The organism is Agrobacterium pusense, assembly GCF_013285525.1.
GTDB classification, from domain to species: domain Bacteria; phylum Pseudomonadota; class Alphaproteobacteria; order Rhizobiales; family Rhizobiaceae; genus Agrobacterium; species Agrobacterium pusense.
Window position 1 is genome coordinate 1045263 of the sequence record NZ_CP053856.1, and the last position, 21934, is coordinate 1067196.

Annotated in this window: 21 protein-coding genes and 1 pseudogene; 15 read left to right on the forward strand and 7 right to left on the reverse strand. The window is 60.2% G+C overall.

The annotated features are described in order from the left end of the window. Window positions 1-155 precede the first annotated feature (155 nt). The 3 genes from HQN82_RS05110 to HQN82_RS05120 form a co-directional block, all read right to left on the reverse strand. Entirely contained in the window at window positions 156-1085 is a 930-nt protein-coding gene (locus tag HQN82_RS05110) for a DMT family transporter (RefSeq protein WP_173614607.1), read from the reverse strand. A 90-nt stretch (window positions 1086-1175) separates the two neighbouring features. Further along, a complete protein-coding gene (locus HQN82_RS05115) occupies window positions 1176-1910 on the reverse strand; it encodes a helix-turn-helix transcriptional regulator (RefSeq protein ID WP_173614608.1) in 735 nt (244 codons plus the stop codon). Window positions 1911-2034: 124 nt separating this feature from the next. Beyond that, window positions 2035-2211 (reverse strand): hypothetical protein, encoded by a 177-nt coding sequence (locus HQN82_RS05120; RefSeq protein WP_003496171.1) that lies wholly within the window; start codon window positions 2209-2211, stop codon window positions 2035-2037. A 249-nt stretch (window positions 2212-2460) separates the two neighbouring features. Here HQN82_RS05120 and HQN82_RS05125 point away from each other — a divergent pair, with 249 nt between their 5' ends. Then, the gene (locus tag HQN82_RS05125; RefSeq protein WP_173614609.1) at window positions 2461-3030 is read left to right on the forward strand and encodes a P-loop NTPase family protein; all 570 of its coding nucleotides are present in this window, start codon (window positions 2461-2463) and stop codon (window positions 3028-3030) included. Between the two features lie 9 nt (window positions 3031-3039). Then, window positions 3040-3492, forward strand: a complete 453-nt coding sequence (locus tag HQN82_RS05130) for a type II toxin-antitoxin system RatA family toxin (protein WP_004441633.1) — start codon at window positions 3040-3042, stop codon at window positions 3490-3492. On the opposite strand, the gene HQN82_RS05135 is transcribed toward HQN82_RS05130, so the two are convergent. Both HQN82_RS05135 and HQN82_RS05140 read right to left on the reverse strand, forming a co-directional pair. Next, window positions 3474-3983 carry a CinA family protein gene (locus HQN82_RS05135; protein WP_004441636.1) on the reverse strand — a complete coding sequence of 170 codons (510 nt, stop codon included), beginning with the start codon at window positions 3981-3983 and terminating at the stop codon, window positions 3474-3476. The genes HQN82_RS05130 and HQN82_RS05135 overlap by 19 nt on opposite strands. Beyond that, entirely contained in the window at window positions 3980-5167 is a 1188-nt protein-coding gene (locus HQN82_RS05140; protein ID WP_173614999.1) for a bifunctional 2-C-methyl-D-erythritol 4-phosphate cytidylyltransferase/2-C-methyl-D-erythritol 2,4-cyclodiphosphate synthase, read from the reverse strand. The genes HQN82_RS05135 and HQN82_RS05140 overlap by 4 nt, the downstream gene beginning before the upstream one ends. A 275-nt stretch (window positions 5168-5442) precedes the next feature. On the opposite strand from HQN82_RS05140, the gene dusB reads away from it, so the two are divergent. The 9 genes and pseudogenes from dusB (at window position 5443) to hflX (ending at window position 16425) form a co-directional block, all read left to right on the forward strand. Continuing rightward, window positions 5443-6459 (forward strand): tRNA dihydrouridine synthase DusB, encoded by a 1017-nt coding sequence (dusB, locus tag HQN82_RS05145; RefSeq protein ID WP_173614610.1) that lies wholly within the window; start codon window positions 5443-5445, stop codon window positions 6457-6459. Then, entirely contained in the window at window positions 6456-7604 is a 1149-nt protein-coding gene (locus HQN82_RS05150; RefSeq protein ID WP_004441645.1) for a two-component system sensor histidine kinase NtrB, read from the forward strand. Before dusB ends, HQN82_RS05150 begins: the two co-directional genes overlap by 4 nt. Then, window positions 7601-9052, forward strand: coding sequence for a nitrogen regulation protein NR(I) (gene ntrC / locus HQN82_RS05155; RefSeq protein ID WP_004441656.1), 1452 nt, complete (start codon window positions 7601-7603; stop codon window positions 9050-9052). Before HQN82_RS05150 ends, ntrC begins: the two co-directional genes overlap by 4 nt. Window positions 9053-9202: 150 nt before the next feature. Further along, window positions 9203-11464 carry a sensor histidine kinase NtrY-like gene (locus tag HQN82_RS05160; RefSeq protein WP_004441659.1) on the forward strand — a complete coding sequence of 754 codons (2262 nt, stop codon included), beginning with the start codon at window positions 9203-9205 and terminating at the stop codon, window positions 11462-11464. Beyond that, window positions 11454-12818: a nitrogen assimilation response regulator NtrX gene (gene ntrX, locus HQN82_RS05165; protein WP_004441661.1), complete on the forward strand. Its 1365-nt coding sequence runs from the start codon at window positions 11454-11456 to the stop codon at window positions 12816-12818. Before HQN82_RS05160 ends, ntrX begins: the two co-directional genes overlap by 11 nt. 48 nt (window positions 12819-12866) lie before the next feature. Beyond that, window positions 12867-14243: a Trk system potassium transporter TrkA gene (gene trkA, locus HQN82_RS05170; RefSeq protein WP_004441664.1), complete on the forward strand. Its 1377-nt coding sequence runs from the start codon at window positions 12867-12869 to the stop codon at window positions 14241-14243. Between the two features lie 184 nt (window positions 14244-14427). Next, window positions 14428-14643, forward strand: a pseudogene (hfq, locus tag HQN82_RS25495) (RNA chaperone Hfq); the annotation flags it as partial. Further along, window positions 14620-14910 (forward strand): RNA chaperone Hfq, encoded by a 291-nt coding sequence (hfq, locus tag HQN82_RS25475; RefSeq protein WP_197483846.1) that lies wholly within the window; start codon window positions 14620-14622, stop codon window positions 14908-14910. The pseudogene hfq (HQN82_RS25495) and the gene hfq (HQN82_RS25475), both read left to right, overlap by 24 nt. 108 nt (window positions 14911-15018) lie before the next feature. Next, the gene (gene hflX / locus HQN82_RS05180) at window positions 15019-16425 is read left to right on the forward strand and encodes a GTPase HflX (RefSeq protein WP_173614611.1); all 1407 of its coding nucleotides are present in this window, start codon (window positions 15019-15021) and stop codon (window positions 16423-16425) included. Between the two features lie 72 nt (window positions 16426-16497). On the opposite strand, the gene HQN82_RS05185 is transcribed toward hflX, so the two are convergent. Both HQN82_RS05185 and HQN82_RS05190 read right to left on the reverse strand, forming a co-directional pair. Continuing rightward, window positions 16498-16854 (reverse strand): VOC family protein, encoded by a 357-nt coding sequence (locus tag HQN82_RS05185; protein WP_112765784.1) that lies wholly within the window; start codon window positions 16852-16854, stop codon window positions 16498-16500. An 11-nt stretch (window positions 16855-16865) separates the two neighbouring features. Further along, window positions 16866-17270 carry an SRPBCC family protein gene (locus tag HQN82_RS05190; protein ID WP_045534827.1) on the reverse strand — a complete coding sequence of 135 codons (405 nt, stop codon included), beginning with the start codon at window positions 17268-17270 and terminating at the stop codon, window positions 16866-16868. Window positions 17271-17391: 121 nt separating this feature from the next. Here HQN82_RS05190 and ccoG point away from each other — a divergent pair, with 121 nt between their 5' ends. The 4 genes from ccoG to ccoS are packed head-to-tail and all read left to right on the forward strand — an operon-like array spanning window position 17392 to window position 21930. Further along, a complete protein-coding gene (gene ccoG / locus HQN82_RS05195; protein ID WP_173614612.1) occupies window positions 17392-18975 on the forward strand; it encodes a cytochrome c oxidase accessory protein CcoG in 1584 nt (527 codons plus the stop codon). Further along, window positions 18972-19472 carry a FixH family protein gene (locus HQN82_RS05200; RefSeq protein WP_173614613.1) on the forward strand — a complete coding sequence of 167 codons (501 nt, stop codon included), beginning with the start codon at window positions 18972-18974 and terminating at the stop codon, window positions 19470-19472. The genes ccoG and HQN82_RS05200 overlap by 4 nt, the downstream gene beginning before the upstream one ends. Next, window positions 19469-21760, forward strand: a complete 2292-nt coding sequence (locus tag HQN82_RS05205; protein WP_173614614.1) for a cation-translocating P-type ATPase — start codon at window positions 19469-19471, stop codon at window positions 21758-21760. Before HQN82_RS05200 ends, HQN82_RS05205 begins: the two co-directional genes overlap by 4 nt. Beyond that, entirely contained in the window at window positions 21757-21930 is a 174-nt protein-coding gene (ccoS, locus tag HQN82_RS05210; protein ID WP_004441684.1) for a cbb3-type cytochrome oxidase assembly protein CcoS, read from the forward strand. Before HQN82_RS05205 ends, ccoS begins: the two co-directional genes overlap by 4 nt. Window positions 21931-21934 lie beyond the last annotated feature (4 nt).

A 21934-nucleotide genomic window follows, 5' to 3' on the forward strand; every position in this document is an offset into this window, starting at 1 on the left:
TATCACCATCGTCATGCTCGGGCCTGCCCCGAGCATCTGCAACCTATGGAAATGACAATGGGTGATTAGATCCTTGGGATATTCCCGAGGATGACGGTGCGTGAGACGCGGCGCCGTGGATCAATGCAATAGTCTGTTTTTGGCCTTCAGGCCGATCACGCCGCAACCTTTTCAGGCCTGTGCGCCCGCATGCAGAGCACGACACTCAGCACAACCGAGCAGATCGCCAGGACCTCGACCAGCGTCGGGCCACGCCCTTCCCAGAGAAAGCCGTAAAGCAGCGCAAACAGCGTTTCAAACAGGATCATCTGCCCAACCATGGTAAGCGGCAGCATGCGGCTCATACGGTTCCAGAAGGCATTGCCGAGGATGGACGCGGTGAAGCCGAGCCCGGCGGCGATGGCGGCGAAATACAGCCAGTCGCCCGTGCTGTGGCTTTCTCCACCCAGTGCGAAGGCGGGGATGGCGAGCGCCAGCGCAAGCCCGCCGGTCACTACACCCGTCATCATGTTCCAGTCATCGGCGCTCACATCGTGAAGGCGCGACAGCCAGCGGGCATTGCCTACGGCGAAAGCCGTCCATGAAGCCAGCGCCCCGAGCGCGCAGGCAAGGCCGATGACACGAGAAATATCCAGACCCGCATCGTTTTCCGTCAGCGACTGCCATGAGATGCCGAGAATGCCTATCGCGCCGAAGGCAAGCGACGGCCACAGCCGCTTCAGCGATACGGCGCCATGGTCGCGACTGCCGATGATGGTAACGGCAACAGGCAGGAAGCCGATGATGATTGAGGTGAAGGCGACGCCGCTCAATTTCACCGCGGTCGAGATGAAAACATAGTAGGCGATGTTGCCGATCATGCTCAGCCAGCCGAGCGCCAACCATTCGCGTGCGCCAAACCGCGCCAACACTTGTTTGAGGCGTGGCCCGATGATGACCAGCGAAATCAGCCCATAGGTCAGGTAGCGCGCCGTGGAAAGCTGCAGGGCGGAAAAATCCGGCACGAGTTTCGGAGCGAGAAATATCCCCCCCCAGAGCGCACCCGCCATTATGCCGTAAAAAACACCGAGACCAGTCCTGTTCATGTCCATCACATCCGCATTCACATTTGTCAGCGATGTGCCACAGGCGGTTGCGGCTGTCTTGACAAAAACTCCTGACGAATGTGAGCGGTTCTAATGAATGCCGTGGCGGCGGCGATACGCGGCGGGGGTCTCTCCCACCGCGAGGCGCATGGCCCGTGTCAGCGCCGTCTGGTCGGAAAAACCGGCCCTAAGCGCGATTTCGGAAATCGGCATGACGGAGTTGCTGAGCAGGGCGCACACCTTCTCCATGCGCAACCCGGAAAGCCACCGATGCGGGGGAAGACCGAATTCTTCGAGAAACAGCGCATGCAGGCGGCTGTCGCTGAGCGTCATGCAAGAGGTCAGCATCTCGATCGTCCACGGAAAGAAGGGCTCGGCCCTCACGACTTCGCTCAGCTTTCGCATGCGCTGGCGCATATCGCGCTTGTTGTTGGCAAGGCTGTCAACCAGCAGCGGCGCCCAAATGGCTGCAATATCGTCACGGCGTCCATCCATTCCAACCAGGCTGCGCATATAGGCGATTAATTGACGTGTCTCAGGCGCAATATCGAGAAAGGGCGCGTGAGCGAATTTTTCAAGCGTCTGTTCGGGAATCACGCATTCATCGATATCCACCACCAGCGAATGATTGATGGCCGTGGCTTCCTGGGTATGCGGAAGATCGCGGTGGATAAAGACGCCGCGCCCGATGGACAACTCATCTTGCCGTCCTGCCACATCGATACGCAGGCAGCCCGAGACCGGCAGAACGATCTGAACGAATGCATGTCGCTCCTTCGGTCTTTCCTGTCTGTAGGTTCTGATGTCGGCTGATGCGGCTGTCATGACGCTGTCGTTTCCATTGGGCAAAGAAACGGCCGCCTGGAAAAGCGGCCGGTTTCATTGGTGATTATGACATTGTCTTGAAGATTGGGCCAGCCGGCTTTATCGGTCGGCCAGGCGCCGGCAATTAACAGTCTTCCTTGGCGGTCGATTCGCCGCGCTTGCGCTTGCGCAGAACCGGCTTGTTTTCTCTCGCCTCGCATTTGGCGACGTCGATCAGATAGGCGAGCACAGGCATGCCGTTCATCGATGCAAGCTGTTTGGCGGATTCGAGAAGGTTGATGATGTTGGAAAAATCGTCCATCGGCTCACTCAGTGGCTCAAAGCGGTTATGTATCGGGTCTGAACCCAAGGATGAATAGGCTGGGCGAAATAGGGAGCTTCCAGCGCCGTTGCATCCAATGGGTGTAATATTAGTCGCAAATAAATAGCAATCCCCCGCAAGGGGTTGCAATAGTCAATTTTCCGTAACTGCCATGCGCCACCCGGATATCGATTGAAAGCGATCGCCAGACGGCAGAGGGACGCGTAGCGCTCGAATGGGGCTCAGAATATGCCGAACTACCTCGAAAAGACGGATGATGCGGCCGCCATCATCGCTGGCGCGCGCCGCATCATGATCGTCGGCTGTTCCGGCGGTGGCAAGTCCACGCTCTCGCGCAAGCTCGTGCGGCGCTTTGGACTGGAATATATCTCGATGGACCGGGAGATTTTCTGGCTGCCGGGCTGGCAACTGCGCACGCGTGCGGAACAGCGTGAAAGGATCGCGGACTTCGTTGCCGGCGAGCGGTGGTTGATGGATGGCAGCAATCCCTCGTCGTTTGATCTGCGTCTGCCGAGAACCGATATCGTGATCTGGGTTCGCATGCCGCGCTGGCTCTGTCTCTGGGGTGCCATCAGCCGAATCGTGAAAGGCTACGGCAAGGCGCGACCGGAAATGGCGCAGGGCTGCCCTGAGCGACTGGACCGCGAATTCCTGCGCTATATCTGGAATTTCGAGCGGCGACACGCACCACTTTTCGAGCAGAATTTCGATCTCTATGGGCCGGACGTGCCGGTATGGCAGCTGAAAAGCCGAAAACAACTCCGCCGCCTTCTTGATCTTCTGCACATCGAGGATTAACTGCCGCTCATGCCCAAGTTCGAAACGCATCGTTTTGTAAAACACTCGCCGGACCGCATGTACGACCTCGTCGCCGATGTGGAGAAGTATCCGCAGTTCCTGCCCTTATGCGAAGCACTTACCGTGCGCTCCCGCAAGGAGCGCGATGGCAAGACGCTGCTGGTGGCGGATATGACCGTGGGTTACAAGGCCATTCGCGAGACCTTCACCACGCAGGTTCTGCTCAATCCCGCGGAACGGGCCATCGACGTCAAATATATCGACGGGCCATTCAAATATCTCGACAATCGCTGGCGTTTCGATGCTGCCGAGGGCGGCTCCAACGTGCATTTCTTCATCGAATACGAGTTCAAGAACCGCCTCTTGGGCGCAGTCATGGGGTCCATGTTCGACCGTGCCTTCCGCATGTTCGCAGAAGCTTTCGAGACCCGCGCCGATAAGATCTACACCAATCCCGCCTGACGGAGGGCGATCAGCATCTCGAGCGCCGTCCTGACCGTTGCAAGACGGATGTCCGTACGGCCGATCTCGCCATAATGCATTTCCTGATGCAGGCTCCGGCCGTGACGGGCCTTGGCGGCCAGATGAACGAGACCCACCGGCTTTTCGGCGGATCCACCCCCCGGACCAGCAATGCCGGTAACGGCAACCGCGAAATCGGCGCGTGACCGGAACAGGGCGCCGTGCGCCATCTGCAGTGCGGTTTGCCGCGAGACCGCGCCAAAGCCCGTCAGCGTTTCAGCGCCAACGCCAAGCATGTCCATCTTGGCCTCGTTCGTATAGGTGACAAAACCGCGGTCGACCACCGCCGAGGAGCCCGAAATCTCCGTCAACGCACCCGCGATCAGGCCGCCCGTGCAGCTTTCCGCGGTCGAGACCATGAGACCGTCTGCTGCAAAATCAGCAATGATCTGCCGTGCGAGCCCTTCAATATCCGCTGGAAACAGGCTCATAGCGGTCTGCCCCTGTAAACGACCGTGGCGGTGGCGATTGCTGCAATCCCCTCCCTGCGACCAACGAAGCCGATGGTTTCATTGGTCGTCGCCTTCACCGAGCAACGCTCCAGCGAGATGCCGAGCATGTCGGAGAGCGCTTCCCGCATGGCCTGCCGATGCGGCCCGATGCGCGGCGCTTCGGCGATCAGCGAGACATCGGCATTCATGATCGTGCCGCCATTGTCGCGCACCACTTTCGCCGCGTGCTCCAGAAATATGCGGGAAGGAGCTCCTTTCCATTGCGGATCGGAAGGAGGGAAATGGTCACCGATGTCGCCGGCGCCGCAGGTCGCCAGCAAGGCATCCGTCAGCGCATGCAGCGCAACGTCCGCATCCGAATGACCTTTGAGCTTCTGATCATGCTCGATGAATATGCCGCACAGCGTCACGCCTTCTCCGGCCTCCAGCTGGTGTACGTCGTAGCCGTTCCCGGTGCGCACGTCCGGCATTGCATGAGAGAGCTTTTCATCGGCCATGGCGATATCCCGCTTGAGAGTGAGTTTCACATTATCGACCGAACCTTCGGTCAATGTTACTGCCAGACCCGCCCATTCGGCAATCGACGCGTCATCGGTAAAATCCGATTTTCCCGAGGCGGCAGCAGCGCGATGCGCGGCGAGGATGTCGTCATAGTCGAAACTCTGTGGGGTCTGTGCGGCATAAAGGCCCTGTCTCGAAACCGTGTCGGTGACACGATTGCCCGCGCCGCGTTTCAGCGTGTCAGTAACGGGCAGGGCGGGTAGAACACCGCCCGCGCCCTCCCGGTGCAGGGCGACAATACGTTCAAGCATATCGACGGAAACGAAAGGCCGCACCGCGTCGTGGATCATTACGTGGCTCAGGCCATGGCGGGAAAGCGCCTCCAGCCCTGCCAGAACAGACTGCTGCCGTGTCACGCCGCCAATAACCGTGGTGACGCGCTCCCCGGCATCAAGTCGCTGGAGAACCGGAGTGAGCAGCGCCGTATCGTCCGCATGGTGCACGACGACGATATGGGAAGCGTTCTTCCACTGGAGGAACGTCGACAAAGTGTGCTCGATCACAGCCTTGCCGCCGATCGGACGATATTGTTTCGGACCCTCCTCGGGAGAGCCGGCTCTTTCCCCGCGTCCCGCGGCCACGATGACGATGCCGAGTTTCATAGTACGTTCCTGCATTGGTCGTATGCTTTGCGTGCAACCCTTCGTGGTTGACAGTCATGCTCTAGCGTTTCAAAACCCGGATGGCCAGCCCGATAAGGCGGGCATCAGCCCCGCAAAGCGCAGGAGATGACGTTGCTGCGCCTTCGAAGCTGCACAATTTGCCGCCGACAGCAAAACAGGCAGGCAGCCGCTCAGCAAATAAAAGGTGCAACCTTCTAAAAGTGCTTGGCAACTGCGCAAACACTGTCTAAAAATAATGCAAATAACCCTTCTGCATGAAAGATCATCATTTGGCCCTTCCGGAGTTGTCAGAACCGTTCAGCATCGGCTCAGTCACGATCCGTAATCGGGCTGTGCTGGCGCCCATGTCGGGCGTGACGGATCTGCCTTTCCGACAGCTCGCCTGGCGTTACGGAGCGGGCCTCGTGGTGACAGAAATGGTGGCAAGCCGGGAGCTTGTTGCCAATCGCGGGGAATCCTGGGCGCGGCTGAAAAATGCAGGCATGGTTCCGCACATGGTGCAGCTTGCGGGGCGCGAGGCGCATTTCATGGCCGAGGCGGCGAAGATCGCCGCTGGCAATGGCGCCGGTATCATCGATATCAATATGGGCTGTCCTGCCAAGAAGGTGACGGGCGGTTATTCAGGCTCGGCGCTGATGCGCGATCCCGATCACGCGCTTTCGCTGATCGAGGCGACTGTCGAAGCGGTCGATGTGCCGGTGACCTTGAAGATGCGGCTCGGCTGGGATGAAAACAGCATTAACGCACCTGATATAGCTCGGCGCGCCGAAGCAGCAGGCGTTCGCCTTATTACCATTCACGGCCGCACCCGCATGCAGTTTTACGAGGGGCGGGCGGATTGGGATGCCATCCGCGCCGTGCGTGAGGTGATTTCCGTGTCGCTGATCGCCAATGGTGACATCGAGACGGCGGAAGATGCTCGCGAAATCCTGCGGCGGTCGGGTGCGGACGCCGTCATGGTCGGTCGCGGCGCGCAGGGGCAGCCGTGGTTGCCGGCGGTGCTCGCGGGGCATGCAGCGCCGCATCGAGAGGATATCCCCGCCATCGCCGTCGAACATTATGAGATGATGCTGGAATTTTACGGAAGGGAAGCCGGCCTCCGGCATGCCCGCAAACATCTCGGCTGGTATCTCGACCGTTTCGCGCCAGGTATCGCCACGACCGACAAGGCAAAAATCATGACATCGCGCGAGACGGGGGAGGTGGCAGACCTGCTGCGTTCCGCCCTTTGCGAAAATGCGGGCGAAGATGCCGCAAGGAAGGCCGCATGAGCGCTGATAAACACAGCCCTGCAGATGCGAACCCGCTCGCCATGGCGGTTCTGAACGCGGTGCAGAATCCCGTCATTCTGGTGGATGCCGAAGGTTTTATCGCCTTCGCCAACTGGGAAGCCGAAGCCTTTTTCGGCGCCAGCGCCTCCCACCTAGCGCGCTATAGGGTTTCCACTTTCATCCCCTTCGGCAGCCCGCTGCTTGCCCTGATCGATCAGGTGCGGGAGCGCCGCGCGCCGGTCAATGAATATCGCGTTGATCTGAGCTCGCCGCGTCTCGGCCAGGACAAGCTGGTTGATCTTTATGTCGCGCCCGTCGTCAGCGAGCCTGGATCGGTCGTCGTCGTCTTTCAGGAACGGTCTATGGCCGACAAGATCGACCGGCAGCTGACCCATCGCGCTGCTGCCCGCTCCGTCACCGGTCTTGCCTCCATGCTCGCGCATGAGATCAAGAACCCTCTCTCGGGCATTCGCGGCGCGGCCCAGCTTCTGGAGACCTCGGTAGCGGATGAGGACCGGGCGCTGACCCGGCTGATCTGTGACGAGACGGATCGCATCGTTTCGCTGGTCGACCGCATGGAGGTGTTTTCCGACGAGCGGCCGGTGGATCGCGTGCCGGTCAACATCCATTCGGTTCTCGATCATGTAAAGGCGATCGCCAAGGCCGGTTTCGCCCGTAACATCAAGATATCGGAGAATTACGACCCGTCGCTGCCGCCGGTCTACGCAAACCGCGACCAGCTGGTGCAGGTCTTCCTCAACCTGGTCAAGAATGCGGCCGAAGCGGTGGCCAATCAGTCGGATGGCGAGATCGTGCTGACGACCGCCTATCGTCCCGGGATCCGACTATCGGTTGCCGGCAGCCGGGAGCGCATTTCGCTTCCGCTGGAATTCTGCGTGCATGACAATGGCCCGGGCGTACCCGCCGATCTCTTGCCGCATCTTTTCGATCCGTTCATCACCACCAAGACGAATGGTTCGGGCCTCGGTCTGGCGCTTGTCGCCAAGCTGATCGGCGCCCATGGTGGCATTGTCGAATGCGACAGCCAGAACCACCGCACGACTTTCCGCGTATTGATGCCCGTCTCGCCGGAAGTGGCGCTCGACGACAGCACTTTGCCGAACACGACAGGGAATGACCAATGACAGCTACGATCCTCGTCGCCGATGATGATGCCGCAATCCGCACGGTGCTCAACCAGGCGCTGAGCCGCGCCGGTTACGACGTGCGCATCACCTCCAATGCTGCAACGCTCTGGCGCTGGGTTTCGGCAGGTGAGGGCGATCTTGTCGTCACGGACGTCGTCATGCCCGATGAGAACGCCTTCGACCTTCTGCCGCGCATCAAGAAAGCCCGTCCGGACCTTCCCGTTCTCGTCATGAGCGCTCAGAACACCTTCATGACCGCCATCAAGGCCTCGGAAAAGGGCGCCTACGATTACCTGCCCAAGCCCTTCGACCTGACAGAACTGATCGCCATCATTGGCCGGGCTTTATCGGAGCCCAAGCGCAAGCCGGCGAAGCTGGACGACGACATGCAGGACGGCATGCCGCTCGTCGGTCGCTCCGCCGCAATGCAGGAAATCTACCGGGTTCTCGCCCGCCTGATGCAGACCGACCTGACGCTGATGATAACGGGCGAATCCGGCACGGGTAAGGAACTGGTGGCCCGCGCGCTGCATGATTACGGCAAACGCCGCAACGGTCCGTTCGTCGCCATCAACATGGCGGCAATCCCGCGCGACCTCATTGAATCCGAACTCTTCGGCCATGAAAAGGGCGCCTTTACCGGCGCTCAGAACCGCTCCACGGGGCGTTTCGAACAGGCCGAGGGCGGCACGCTCTTCCTCGATGAAATCGGCGACATGCCGATGGACGCCCAGACGCGCCTGCTGCGCGTATTGCAGCAGGGTGAATATACGACGGTCGGCGGACGCACGCCGATCCGTACCGATGTCCGTATCGTCGCGGCAACCAACAAGGATCTGAAGCAGTCGATCAATCAGGGCCTGTTCCGCGAGGACCTCTATTATCGCCTGAACGTGGTGCCGTTGCGCCTGCCACCTCTGCGGGACCGCGCCGAGGATATTCCCGATCTGGTTCGCCATTTCATCCAGACGGGCGAGAAGGAAGGCCTGGAAGGCAAGCGTTTCGAGACCGAAGCTCTTGAAGTCATGAAGGCCTATGCCTGGCCGGGCAACGTGCGCGAGCTGGAAAACCTGATCCGCCGCCTGATGGCGCTTTATCCGCAGGAAGTCATCACCCGCGAGATCATCGAGCAGGAACTGCAATCGGATGTTCCCGACAGCCCGCTTGACAAGATGGCGGTCCGCACCGGTTCACTCACCATCTCGCAGGCGGTCGAGGAGAACATGCGGGACTATTTCGCCAGCTTCGGCGATGGCCTTCCGCCGCCCGGCCTTTATGACCGCGTGCTGCGCGAACTGGAGTATCCGCTGATTCTGGCTGCGTTGACTGCCACGCGCGGCAACCAGATCAAGGCTGCCGATCTTCTCGGTCTGAACCGAAATACCCTGCGCAAGAAAATCCGCGAGCTGGGTGTTTCCGTCTATCGCAGCTCCCGCCCCAGCTGAGAATGTTGACAAGGCCGCATTTGTCGTTGCATTTTCGCCACATTGTGTTGCTTGGAAAACACTAGGAAGGACAGAGATTCGCCCCACATGTGCGAACCTCGCCTGACTTCATGACTGTGGCGCTGGCTGGCCAGCGATTGGGAGTAGTGCATGCGGAAACCCGCCGCCGAAAACGCCGTTGCCGACGAAGCAGCGGGCATGGTGGTCGCCGATCGCAGGATGTCTTTCGCTCTGCCGGGGCTGGTGCTCGCCGGCGTGGCCCTCGTGTGCGCCATCATCACGCTTTTCGTGCTGCTGGGCGTCACGCCAATCGCGCCGACATCGAATGTGGTCATCGCTTCCGTCGTCATCAACTCGATCTTCGTGATCGGCCTGATCTTCCTGATCGGTCGCGAAATCAACCGGCTGCTGAAAGCGCGCAAAAAGGGCAGGGCGGCGGCGCGTCTGCACGTGCGCATTGTCGTCCTTTTCTCCATCGTGGCGATCACGCCCGCAGTGCTCGTCGCCATCTTCGCCAGCCTGACGCTGAATGTCGGTCTCGATCGCTGGTTTTCGCTGCGCACCCAGTCGATCGTCGATTCATCAAGTAATATCGCCCAGGCATACATGATGGAGAATGCCGGTTACCTCCAGGGGCAGACCCTGTCGATGGCGACCGACCTCGACCGCAACCGCGCTCTCTTTTATCTCGACCGCACCGGATTCGTTGATCTTATGACCCGCCAGGCGAAGGGGCGCGGCCTTCTTGGTGCGTTTCTCGTGCAGGAGGATGGCGACGCCGTCGCCCAGGCCGACATCAAGACGGAAAAGCCGCTTCCCGCGATACCGCATGACGCGCTCGAAAAGGCGGCCGCCGGCCAGCCGACGCTGATCCCGCCCGGTATTACCAACCTCGTAGGCGCCATCATCAAGCTCGAAGGCATCAGCGGCACATTCCTTTATACGGTGCGTGCGGTCGATCCCAAGGTGATGGGCGCGATGCGGCTGATGGAAGAGAACCGCGCCGAATACAAGGCCATGGAGGCAGGCCGCGCCCCGCTGCAGATCGCCTTCGCAATTCTCTATCTCGGTTTTGCGCTGATCGTGCTGCTCGCGGCAATCTGGACGGCCATTGCGGTGGCCGACCGTATCGTGCGGCCGATCCGCCTTCTCATCAGCGCCGCAGACAGCGTTGCCACCGGCAACATGCATGTCCTCGTTCCCGTTCGCGCTGTCGATGGCGACGTCGGGCGCCTGTCCCGCACCTTCAACAAGATGGTGTCGGAACTGCGCAGCCAGCAGGAGCAGATCATCGAGGCCAAGGACGACATCGATGATCGCCGCCGTTTCATCGAGGCCGTGCTGTCAGGCGTGACCGCCGCGGTTATCGGCGTTGACGAAAACCGCAGGATCACCATCGTCAATCCGTCGGGCGAAGAGTTCCTCGCACAAACGTCGGAACAGCTCATTGGCGCACAACTCTCCGAGATCGCGCCTGAGATCGAACAGGTCGTCAACGAGGCCAACAGCTGGTCGCGCGGCAACTTCCGCAAGCAGATCAACATTATGCGGCGTGGCAAGGAACGAACGCTGAATGTGCAGGTGACGCGCGAAGACGCCCGCGACAGCCGTGACAGCTACGTCATCACGCTCGACGACATCACCGATCTCGTCATCGCGCAACGCTCGACGGCGTGGTCGGATGTCGCGCGGCGTATCGCACACGAAATCAAGAACCCGCTGACGCCGATCCAGCTTTCCGCCGAGCGCATCAAGCGCCGTTTCGGCAAGCAGATCGACGAAAGCGACCGCGCCGTCTTCGACCAGTGTACGGACACCATCGTCCGGCAGGTCGGCGATATAGGCCGCATGGTAGATGAATTCTCCGCTTTTGCGCGTATGCCGAAGCCAACGAAGGAAAAGTCGGACCTGAGGGCGATCCTGAAGGACGCAGCGTTTCTCCGGGAAATCAGCGCCGCTGACACCAAGTTCACGACGGAGCTGGGTGACACCCCGCTGGAGGGCATGTTCGATGCCCGCATGCTGGGGCAGGCCTTTGGCAACCTCATCAAGAATGCGACGGAAGCCATCGAAGCAGTGGAAGGCGAAAAGCGGCCGGGCAAAATCCTCGTTCGCGCGTCCTTCGACGAGGCCAACTCGCGTTTTGTGGCCGACATCATCGACAATGGCCGCGGTCTGCCGGTGGAAAATCGCCACCGCATTCTCGAACCCTATATGACGATGCGGGACAAGGGCACAGGCCTTGGCCTCGCCATCGTCAAGAAGATCATCGAAGAGCATGGCGGGTATCTGGAACTCCATGATGCCCCGCCGGAGTTCGATCATGGCCACGGCGCCATGATCAGAGTGCTGCTGCCCTATATCGAGGCGGTCGGCGGCGAAAATAACAAGGAAGCAGCATATGGCGTCTGATATTCTGGTCGTGGATGACGAGGCGGACATTCGCGAAATCGTGGCGGGCATTCTCTCCGATGAGGGGCATGAAACGCGTATGGCGTTCGACAGCGACAGCGCGCTGGCCGCCATTTCGGAGCGTGTGCCGCGCCTGATCTTCCTCGACATCTGGATGCAGGGTTCGAAGCTCGATGGTCTGGCGCTGCTCGATGAGATCAAGAGCCGCCATCCCGAAATTCCGGTCGTGATGATCTCGGGTCACGGTAATATCGAAACCGCCGTCAACGCCATCAAGCGCGGCGCCTTCGACTTCATCGAAAAGCCGTTCAAGGCGGACCGTCTGATTCTCATTGCCGAACGCGCGCTGGAAAACTCCAAGCTGAAGCGCGAGGTTCAGGAGCTCAAGAAGCGCACGGGAGATGCGGTTGAACTTGTCGGTGCGTCACTTGCGGTATCGCAGCTGCGCCAGACCATAGACCGGGTCGCGCCCACCAACAGCCGAATCATGATTCTCGGCCCGTCAGGTTCCGGCAAGGAACTGGTGGCGCGGATGATCCACAAAAAGTCGTCTCGGGCGACAGGTCCCTTTGTTGCCCTTAACGCCGCGACGATCACGCCGGATCGCATGGAGATTGCACTCTTCGGCACCGAAGGCCTGCCTGGACAGCCCCGGAAGGTGGGCGCACTGGAAGAAGCCCATCGTGGCGTTCTTTATCTCGACGAAGTGGGCGAGATGCCCCGCGAGACCCAGAACAAGATCCTCCGCGTGCTTGTCGACCAGCAATTCGAGCGTGTGGGCGGCGGCAAGCGGGTGAAGGTGGATGTGCGCATCATTTCGTCGACGGCTCATCACCTCGAAAGCCTGATCGCCGAGGGCCAGTTCCGTGAGGATCTCTACCACCGGCTCGCCGTCGTGCCGGTGAAGGTACCGGCGCTGTCCGAGCGACGCGAGGATATTCCCTTCCTCGTCGACATGTTCATGCGGCAGATTTCCGAACAGGCTGGCATCCGTCCGCGCAAGATCGGCGACGACGCAATGGCCGTTCTTCAGACCCATGACTGGCCGGGCAACATCCGACAGCTTCGCAACAATATCGAGCGGTTGATGATACTGGCGCGTCCCGAAGGCGGTGAAGCCCCGATCTCTGCTGACATGCTGCCGTCCGATATCGGCGACATGTTGCCGAAGATATCGGCTCAGGGCGATCAGCACATCATGACGCTGCCGTTGCGCGAAGCTCGCGAAATGTTCGAGCGAGACTATCTGGTGGCGCAGATCAACCGATTCGGGGGCAATATTTCGCGAACGGCGGAATTTGTCGGCATGGAACGCTCTGCACTGCATCGCAAACTGAAATCTCTCGGCGTATAAGGGGCCAGGGCCAGGTCGCCGTAACCGATTATCCGTCAGAGAGACAGCATGAGAGTCATCATTTGCGGCGCAGGGCAGGTGGGTTACGGCATCGCCGAACAATTGTCGCGCGAGGACAACGAAGTATCCGTCATCGATACCGCCGCGTCTTTGATAACCGCCATCACTGAGACGCTTGATGTCCGCGGTTACGTCGGCCATGGCGCGCATCCAGACATGCTGGCCAAGGCCGGAGCGGACCAGGCGGACATGATCATCGCCGTGACGCTGCATGACGAAATCAACATCGTCGCCTGCGAGGTTGCGCATGCCTTGTTCAGCGTGCCGACCAAGATCGCCCGCATCCGCGACCAGAGCTATCTTAAGCCTGAATATGCCGATCTCTTCAGCCGCGAAAACATGTCTATCGACGTGACGATCTCGCCGGAAGTTGAAGTCGGCAAGATGGTGCTGCGGCGCATCGCCTTTCCGGGCGCGACCGACGTGGTGCGTTTCGCGGACGACACGGTCTACATGCTGGCCATCGAATGTATGGAGGATTGCCCGGTCATCAATACGCCGTTGCAGCAACTCTCCAGCCTCTTTCCAGACCTCATCGCTACGGTTGTGGGTGTCTACCGGGATGGTTTCCTCAAGGTGGCGCATTCTTCCGAACAATTGCGGGTCGGCGACCTTGCCTACGTCATCTGCCAGCGGCAACACGCCCGCCGCACGCTCAGCCTGTTCGGTCACGAAGAGCAGGAGGCGCAGCGCATCGTTATTGCGGGCGCGGGCAATATCGGCCACTTCGTTGCAAGCAAGATCGAGGAGTTGCAGCCAAAGACGCGGGTGAAGATAATCGAAGCGGATCGCGACAGGGCAGTTGCCGCATCGGAACAGCTCAGCCACACCATCGTCATGCATGGTTCAGCGCTGGACCAGAAAATTCTCATGCAGGCCGACATTCAGGACGCGGACCTGATCGTCACCCTGACCAATAACGACCAGACCAATATCCTGGCTGCGGTCATGGCCAAGCAACTCGGCTGCAAGTCGAACCTCGCGCTTTTGAACAGTTCCTCCTTTCACGAGGTTGCCGACTCGCTCGGACTTGACGCCTATATCAATCCGAGGGCGGTCACCATTTCCCGCGTTCTCCAGCATGTGCGCAAGGGTCGTATTCGCTCCGTCTATGCCGTGCAGCGCGGTTCGGCAGAGGTGATCGAGGCGGAGGCGCTGGAAACGTCACCGCTTGTCGGCCAGTCTTTTCGTGACGTTGAAATGCCCGAAGGCGTCCGTATTGGCGCCATCTATCGCGATGGCGTGGTCATCCGGCCGGACGGGAGCACCAAGATCAAGGCGAAAGACCGTGTCGTACTGTTCGCCTCCGCCGACGCGGTGCGGGACGTGGAACAGCTTTTCCGCGTTTCGATACAATATTTCTGACTGTTTCGACGGCAGAAAACGGGTCAATACTCGTACCCATTCGGCTGTTTTCGCCGTTGCCGAACAAGACACGATTTGATACCAGAGTTTGAGGTCGGCCAAACGGGGGACGAGATTTGGCCGGCTTATTATTGATTGATTATTTTCCGGTATCCCTGCCGGCAAAAAAGAAAGAAGCGGCGCCATGGCGGAACGTTCTCAAAACCTTCAAGATCTTTTCCTCAACACCGTACGCAAGAAAAAGATTTCACTGACGATCTTCCTGATCAACGGTGTGAAGCTCACGGGCGTGATAACGTCCTTCGATAATTTCTGCGTTCTGCTGCGCCGGGACGGTCATTCGCAGCTGGTTTACAAGCATGCGATCTCGACCATCATGCCCGGACAGCCGCTGGAACTCGAAATCGAAGAAGGTCCGGACCGCTCGCAGAACCTTCAGGACCTGTTCCTCAGCACGGTTCGCAAGAAGAACATTGCGCTGACGATCTTCCTGATCAACGGTGTCAAGCTCACGGGCGTGGTCACGGCTTTCGACAATTTCTGCGAGCTTCTGCGTCGCGACGATCACGCACAGCTTGTCTACAAGCACGCTATTTCGACCATCATGCCGGGTCAGCCGATGCAGATGTTCGAAAACGAAGAAGGCGCTGCACGCGAGGCGTCGTGACCTTCTCGTCTTAATGGAACCAACCGCACCGGGAACTTATTTGCCGCTGGGCGGTTGCTTCCTATTGACGTCCGCGCCGGCGCGGACGAATTCCAACCGTCTTTCCCGATGAGGACTGCCATTTCGACCCGCGACACCTCGAACGAATCGATCATTCCCGAGCAGGAGAAACACCGCGACGACATGCGCGCCGTGGTTCTTGTGCCGGTCCTGAAGCAGCGCGACACCCGCGACACGGCTGCTACGCCCGCCGCTGCTGGCCGCTCGGTCGAGGCGAAGCTTGAGGAAGCGAAGGGGCTGGCGCTCGCCATCGATCTCGAGGTGACCCAGGGGCTAATCGTCGCGGTCAACCAGCCACGCCCGGCGACATTGTTCGGCACCGGCAAGATCGAGGAAATCGGTCATCTTCTGGATGAAACCAATTCCGGCCTGGTCATTGTCGACCATCCGCTGACGCCGGTGCAGCAGCGCAATCTCGAAAAGCATTGGAATGCCAAGGTCATCGACCGAACGGGCCTGATCCTGGAAATCTTCGGGCGCCGAGCCTCCACCAAGGAGGGTACGCTGCAGGTCGATCTTGCGCATCTGAACTATCAGAAGGGTCGCCTCGTTCGAAGCTGGACCCACCTTGAACGCCAGCGCGGTGGCGCGGGCTTCATGGGCGGCCCCGGTGAAACGCAGATCGAGGCTGACCGGCGCCTGCTTCAGGAACGCATCGTCAAGCTCGAGCGGGAACTGGAGCAGGTGGTGCGAACCCGCCAGCTTCATCGCGCCAAGCGCCGCAAGGTGCCGCATCCGATCGTGGCGCTGGTCGGGTATACAAATGCCGGCAAGTCGACGCTGTTCAACCGCATTACCGGTGCGGGCGTTCTGGCCGAGGACATGCTGTTCGCCACACTCGATCCGACATTGCGGCGCATGAAACTGCCGCACGGCCGCACGGTGATCCTGTCCGATACGGTCGGTTTCATTTCGGATCTGCCGACACATCTGGTCGCGGCTTTCCGTGCGACGCTGGAAGAAGTGCTGGAAGCCGATCTCATCCTGCATGTCCGCGATATGTCCGATCCGGACAATGCCGCGCAGTCGGCGGATGTGCTGCGCATTCTCGGCGATCTCGGCATTGACGAAAAGGAAGCCGAGCACCGTATCATCGAGGTCTGGAACAAGGTTGACCGCCTCGATCCGGAAGCCCACGACGCCATCATGCAAAGAGCCGAAGGCAGCGCCAATATTCGTGCTGTCTCTGCGATCACCGGCGAGGGCGTCGATGCCCTGATGGACGAGATTTCGAAACGCCTCTCCGGTGTCCTGACGGAGACGACCGTGGTCCTGTCCGTTGAACAATTGCCGCTGATTTCCTGGGTCTACAGCAATTCCATCGTCGACGGGCGGGAAGATCACGAGGATGGTTCGGTTGCCCTCGATGTTCGCCTGTCCGAAGCGCAGGCCGCAGAGCTGGAACGCAAGCTCGGGAAGACGACCACACGCGAGCGGGAGGACTGGGAACGCTGAGCGCTCCCGGCCGCCCCTTATTCCAAGTCATTATTCCGCGCAAAGCCGAGAGTTGACGTTTGCTGAAACGTCTTACGCCGCAGACCAGACCGCCAGTTCATATCCATCGGGATCGGTAAAATGGAACCGGCGTCCGCCGGGAAAGGCGAAGATTGCGACGGTTATCTCGCCACCCGCCGCCGCCACCTGCCGCTGGGCATCGTCGATATCAGCCGCATAGAGAATAACCAGCGGTCCACCCTTCGCGGAAACCGGCGCTGTGGTGGTAAAACCGCCGGTCAGGCGGCCGTCGGAAAATTCGCAATATTGCGGACCGTAATCCTTGAAAGACCAGCCGAAAGCGCCGCCGTAAAAGTCTTTGCTGCGCTCAATATCGCTCACGTTGAATTCGACATAGTCGATTCGCCGGTCGTTGCCATTTTCCGTCATCATCTACTCCATCACGTCTCTTCGAGCAGCGCCTTCAAGGCTTCGAGATCGGCTGTGACAGCCCTCGCATCCCCGTTGAAATCCTCGTCCGTCATCCCCTCAAGACGAAGCAGCGTGAAACTGACCTCGGCGCCACTGCCGTTCGGGGTCACCCTGAGCGCGTTATAGACCTTCAGGCCATCGGGCAAGGTGACGACGTGATCCACGACCCCGAATTCGTTTGCTGGCGCAAAATTCACCCTGACCTCGCCGAGTGGTCCGCCTTCGGCGATCCAGTCTTCGCCATCCGGCCTGAGGCCACCTGCCAGTCCGGCAGCCCAGCGAGCCATGTTGTTCGGATCGGAAACGAAGTCATAGACGTGACTCCACGGCTTCTCGATAGACAGATGAATGATTCTCGACTGCATGACAGACATTTCATCCTCCTCTTGCGGCACGCTCCTCTTGCTGCGCCACTTTGTCGTCACTTGATGCAAGTCAAGGATGTTTCACCGCAGAGATGGGAGAAAGCAAGGAGATAAAAACCGGACTCCTATCATGAACATCTATCGCGCCGGACAGGAACGCCCGCAGCAGCCCGTTGAAAGGCTGGACGCGGAGGCCGTCAATTCCGCAAAAACGCGCAAACCGCTTTACGAAGCACGCAGGAAAATTTTTCCCAAGCGCGCGGAAGGTCGGTTCCGGCGGTTCAAATGGCTTGTCATGCTCGTCACGCTCGGCATTTATTATCTCACGCCGTTCCTGCGTTGGGACCGTGGCCCCTATGCGCCAGATCAGGCAGTATTGATCGATATCGCCAATCGACGCTTTTATTTCTTTTTCATCGAAATCTGGCCGCAGGAATTTTTCTTCGTCGCGGGATTGCTGGTCATGGCGGGGTTGGGGCTGTTTCTCGTTACCTCCGCCGTGGGACGTGCATGGTGCGGTTATACCTGTCCCCAGACAGTGTGGGTGGACCTGTTTCTCGTCGTCGAACGGGCGATCGAGGGTGACCGAAATGCACGCATGAAGCTGGACGCCGCGCCCCTTACAGTCGGCAAATTCCGCAAGCGAGTGTTGAAGCACGCGATCTGGCTGGTGATTGGCGCCCTGACCGGCGGCGCCTGGATTTTCTACTTCGCCGATGCGCCGACGCTGGCGCGGGAATTCGTCACCGGCCAGGCGCCCATGATTGCCTATTCGACCGTCGCCATCCTCACCGCCACGACCTATGTCTTTGGCGGGTTGATGCGGGAACAGGTCTGCACCTACATGTGCCCTTGGCCACGCATTCAGGCGGCGATGCTGGATGAGAATTCGCTTGTCGTCACCTATAACGACTGGCGCGGCGAGCCACGCTCACGGCACGCCAAAAAGGCCGCCGCAGCGGGGGAGAGCGTCGGCGATTGCGTCGATTGCAACGCTTGCGTGGCGGTCTGTCCCATGGGCATCGACATCAGGGACGGGCAGCAGCTGGAATGCATCACCTGCGCGCTCTGCATCGATGCCTGCGACGGGGTGATGGACAAGATCGGCAAGCCGCGTGGCCTGATCGCCTATGCCACGCTTGCCGAGTATCAATCCAACATGGCGCTCGCGACCGGCAACGGTCAGCACGCAATCCGCCCAGCCAACGTGCGTGAGGAAGACGGCAAGTTCAGCAAGCGCGTGCGCCACTTCAACTGGCGCATCATCTTCCGTCCGCGCACGCTGCTTTATACTGCCATCTGGGCGGCTGTCGGCATCGGCATGCTGTTTGCGCTGGTGACGCGCGAGCGGCTGGCGCTCAATGTTCTGCACGACCGCAATCCGCAATATGTGCTGGAATCGAACGGATCCATCCGCAACGGCTACACCGTGCGCATCCTCAACATGGTGCCGCAGCCGCGCACGATGAGCCTGACCATCAATGGCCTTCCTGATGCCGTGATGAAGATAAACGGTATGCCCGATGCGGCCGCGCGTGCCTTTGAGGTGACGGTGGAGCCGGATGAAGCGACGACGCTGAAGGTCTTCGTCACCCGGCCGGGCGGGCGCGTCGCTCGGGCCGCGGAAAATTTCGAGTTTATCGTCAGCGATACGGGCGGCCATGAGACGGCCCACTATGACGCTGTTTTCAACGCTCCGGGAGCGACAAAATGACCGTGAACAATCGTCACACGTCCGGTTTCACTTTTACCGGCTGGCATATGCTGGGCGTCATGCTGCTGTTTTTCGGCACCGTCATCACCGTCAACATGGTGATGGCCTGGAACGCGGTCAACAGCTGGAGCGGGCTTGTCGTGCCGAATACCTATGTGGCCAGCCAGCAGTTCAACGCGAAGGCGGAAGCAGCCAAGGCGAGGGCGGCGACCGGCATCAAGGGTAAACTTGCGGTGGACGAAAGGACGGTCCGCTACGAGGTCTTTCATCCCGATACCGGCCCGGTCGATACCGATCAGGTGATCGCGCATTTTCGCCGGCCCGTCGGGGAACGCCAGAATTTCGACATGGAGCTGACCACGGTTGCCAAAGGGGTCTTTACCGGCCCGCATGACATGCTGCCGGGTCAGTGGATCGTAGAAATTACAGCCGTCAAGAACGGCCGGATCATCGTGCACGAGGGCACGCGGATCGCCGTTGTCAGGGGGCGCCAATGAGCTGTTGTGCACCGGGGACAGAAGGATCGCTGCAGCTTGCCGATTCGGTCAATCCACCGTCGTCAGAGGAGCTGATGCTGGCAAGCCGTGATCTCGGGCAGGGTCTCCGCCAGACCGATCTCAGCGTGCCGGATGTTTATTGCGGCGCCTGCATCACCACCGTGGAGCGCGCGCTCGGCCGCTTGCCGCAGGTGGAGCGGGCGCGGTTGAACCTCTCGTCCAAGCGTGTTGCGATTGTCTGGAGAGAAGAGGTCGAGGGTGTCAGGACCGATCCCGCCGACCTTGCCCGCGCCATTCTGGCGACGGGATACCGCACGCATCTTTTCGCCAGTGGTCAGGACGCTTCCGACGCGTTGCGTTCGCAGCTGATCAGGGCGGTTGCGCTATGCGGCTTTGCCTCGGCCAATATCATGCTTTTGTCCGTTTCCGTCTGGTCAGGCGCGGATGCGGCGACGCGCGACATGTTTCACTGGATTTCGGCGATGATCGCCGCCCCGGCGCTGATCTACGGTGGGCGTTTCTTTTATCAGTCGGCCTGGAGCGCGCTGAAACACGGCCGCACCAACATGGACGTGCCGATCGCACTGGCCATCACGCTGTCCTATGCCGTTTCGCTGTGGGAGACGATCCACCACGGTGAACATGCCTGGTTCGATGCGACGGTGTCGCTGCTGTTCTTCCTGCTGATCGGCCGCACGCTCGATCATATCATGCGCGACAAGGCTCGTTCGGCGATTGCCGGGCTCGCCCGGCTCTCGCCACGGGGCGCGACCGTCCTCGGTGAGAACGGAACACGCGAATACCGCCCGCTTGCCGATATCGAGCCGGGAATGTCGATTGCGATAGCGGCAGGAGACCGTGTGGCGGTCGACGCGGTGGTCGAGAGTGGCAGCAGCGATCTCGACATGTCGATCGTCAATGGTGAAAGCGCGCCAAGGCGTGTTGCGGTGGGTGACAGCCTGCAGGCGGGTACGCTGAACCTTACCGGTTCGCTGGTGGCCCGGGTGACCGCCTCGGCCAGGGATTCATTCCTGTCGGAGGTCATCAGTCTGATGGAGGCGGCCGAAGGTGGGCGAGCGCGTTACCGCCGTATTGCCGACCGGGCCGCAAGCTATTATTCGCCCGTCGTCCATCTTCTGGCGCTTGTGTCGTTTCTCGGATGGGGTTTCTTCGGTGGCGACTGGAAGCAGGCGATGCTGATCGCCATCGCGGTTCTCATCATCACCTGCCCCTGCGCGCTCGGCCTTGCCGTTCCCGTCGTGCAGGTGGTGGCCGCGGGAAGGCTTTTCCGGCATGGGATCATGGTCAAGGAGGGGTCGGCCATGGAGCGACTGGCGGAAATCGATACCGTACTGTTCGACAAGACCGGCACATTGACCATCGGCAGGCCGCGACTGGTCGAGACGGGCGAGGTAAAGCCCGCCACCATGGCAATTGCGGCAGGACTTGCTGCCCATTCCCGCCATCCCCTCTCAAAAGCTCTGCATGCCGCCTACAGCAGCCCTTTGCCGGCGTATGAGACGGTGCATGAAATCCCGGGTTCGGGCGTCGAGGCGAAGACTGATGTGGGAACCTATCGGCTCGGTAACCGCCGTTTCGCGTGCCCGGATGATGAGGGTGCCGACAACGGCAATGCGCGGTCGGAGGTGGTGTTGTCACTCGATGGCCGCCTTCTGGCGAGCTTCGGTTTCGATGACAATCCGCGCGCAGGTGCGGCTGCGGCATTGCGCAGCCTGTCGGTGCGGGGTTTGGCTCAGGAAATCGTTTCGGGTGACCGGGCAGCAGCTGTCAGCGCCATGGCCGACCGGCTGGGGATCGCCAACTGGAGCGCGGACCTGTCGCCGAAGGACAAGGCGGCGCGTTGCGCCTCGCTTACCGGGGAAGGGCACAAAGTCCTGATGGTGGGAGACGGTATCAACGATGCGCCGGCGCTCGCCGCCGCACATGTTTCGATGGCGCCCGCCACCGCGGCCGATATCGGCCGGCAGGCCGCCGATTTTGTTTTCATGCAGGAGGACCTCGATGCCGTGCCTTTCGCGATCGAGACATCGCAGCAGGCCGGAAAGCTCATCCGGCAGAACTTCGCGCTTGCCATCGGCTATAATATCATTGCCGTGCCGATCGCGATTGCTGGTTATGCGACGCCGATGATCGCGGCCATCGCCATGTCGACATCCTCGCTGATCGTCGTCGCCAACGCATTGCGCCTCGCCGGATCGGTTGAATCCGTCGGTCGTCGGAATGAACCAGAGACCGGGTTTGCGGGCGAGGGGGCGCAACTGGCATGAACATGCTGATCTATCTCATTCCCGTTGCGCTGCTATTAGGCGCACTTGGACTTTTTGCCTTCCTCTGGTCCGTGCGTTCGGGCCAGTATGAGGACATGGATGGGGCCGCCTGGCGGGCGCTGGACGATGGTGATAACCGGCCGCGATCCTCGATTTCGAATGGGCCATGACCTG

What these genes read in the sequence shown, in the direction of transcription:
- HQN82_RS05110 (WP_173614607.1), bottom strand. Translation starts at nt 1,085, where the DNA reads ATGAACAGGACTGGTCTCGGTGTTTTTTACGGCATAATGGCGGGTGCG.
- HQN82_RS05115 (WP_173614608.1), bottom strand. Translation starts at nt 1,910, where the DNA reads ATGACAGCCGCATCAGCCGACATCAGAACCTACAGACAGGAAAGACCG.
- HQN82_RS05120 (WP_003496171.1), bottom strand. Translation starts at nt 2,211, where the DNA reads ATGGACGATTTTTCCAACATCATCAACCTTCTCGAATCCGCCAAACAG.
- HQN82_RS05125 (WP_173614609.1), top strand. Translation starts at nt 2,461, where the DNA reads ATGCCGAACTACCTCGAAAAGACGGATGATGCGGCCGCCATCATCGCT.
- HQN82_RS05130 (WP_004441633.1), top strand. Translation starts at nt 3,040, where the DNA reads ATGCCCAAGTTCGAAACGCATCGTTTTGTAAAACACTCGCCGGACCGC.
- HQN82_RS05135 (WP_004441636.1), bottom strand. Translation starts at nt 3,983, where the DNA reads ATGAGCCTGTTTCCAGCGGATATTGAAGGGCTCGCACGGCAGATCATT.
- HQN82_RS05140 (WP_173614999.1), bottom strand. Translation starts at nt 5,167, where the DNA reads ATGAAACTCGGCATCGTCATCGTGGCCGCGGGACGCGGGGAAAGAGCC.
- dusB (WP_173614610.1), top strand. Translation starts at nt 5,443, where the DNA reads ATGAAAGATCATCATTTGGCCCTTCCGGAGTTGTCAGAACCGTTCAGC.
- HQN82_RS05150 (WP_004441645.1), top strand. Translation starts at nt 6,456, where the DNA reads ATGAGCGCTGATAAACACAGCCCTGCAGATGCGAACCCGCTCGCCATG.
- ntrC (WP_004441656.1), top strand. Translation starts at nt 7,601, where the DNA reads ATGACAGCTACGATCCTCGTCGCCGATGATGATGCCGCAATCCGCACG.
- HQN82_RS05160 (WP_004441659.1), top strand. Translation starts at nt 9,203, where the DNA reads ATGCGGAAACCCGCCGCCGAAAACGCCGTTGCCGACGAAGCAGCGGGC.
- ntrX (WP_004441661.1), top strand. Translation starts at nt 11,454, where the DNA reads ATGGCGTCTGATATTCTGGTCGTGGATGACGAGGCGGACATTCGCGAA.
- trkA (WP_004441664.1), top strand. Translation starts at nt 12,867, where the DNA reads ATGAGAGTCATCATTTGCGGCGCAGGGCAGGTGGGTTACGGCATCGCC.
- hfq (WP_197483846.1), top strand. Translation starts at nt 14,620, where the DNA reads ATGCCCGGACAGCCGCTGGAACTCGAAATCGAAGAAGGTCCGGACCGC.
- hflX (WP_173614611.1), top strand. Translation starts at nt 15,019, where the DNA reads ATGAGGACTGCCATTTCGACCCGCGACACCTCGAACGAATCGATCATT.
- HQN82_RS05185 (WP_112765784.1), bottom strand. Translation starts at nt 16,854, where the DNA reads ATGACGGAAAATGGCAACGACCGGCGAATCGACTATGTCGAATTCAAC.
- HQN82_RS05190 (WP_045534827.1), bottom strand. Translation starts at nt 17,270, where the DNA reads ATGTCTGTCATGCAGTCGAGAATCATTCATCTGTCTATCGAGAAGCCG.
- ccoG (WP_173614612.1), top strand. Translation starts at nt 17,392, where the DNA reads ATGAACATCTATCGCGCCGGACAGGAACGCCCGCAGCAGCCCGTTGAA.
- HQN82_RS05200 (WP_173614613.1), top strand. Translation starts at nt 18,972, where the DNA reads ATGACCGTGAACAATCGTCACACGTCCGGTTTCACTTTTACCGGCTGG.
- HQN82_RS05205 (WP_173614614.1), top strand. Translation starts at nt 19,469, where the DNA reads ATGAGCTGTTGTGCACCGGGGACAGAAGGATCGCTGCAGCTTGCCGAT.
- ccoS (WP_004441684.1), top strand. Translation starts at nt 21,757, where the DNA reads ATGAACATGCTGATCTATCTCATTCCCGTTGCGCTGCTATTAGGCGCA.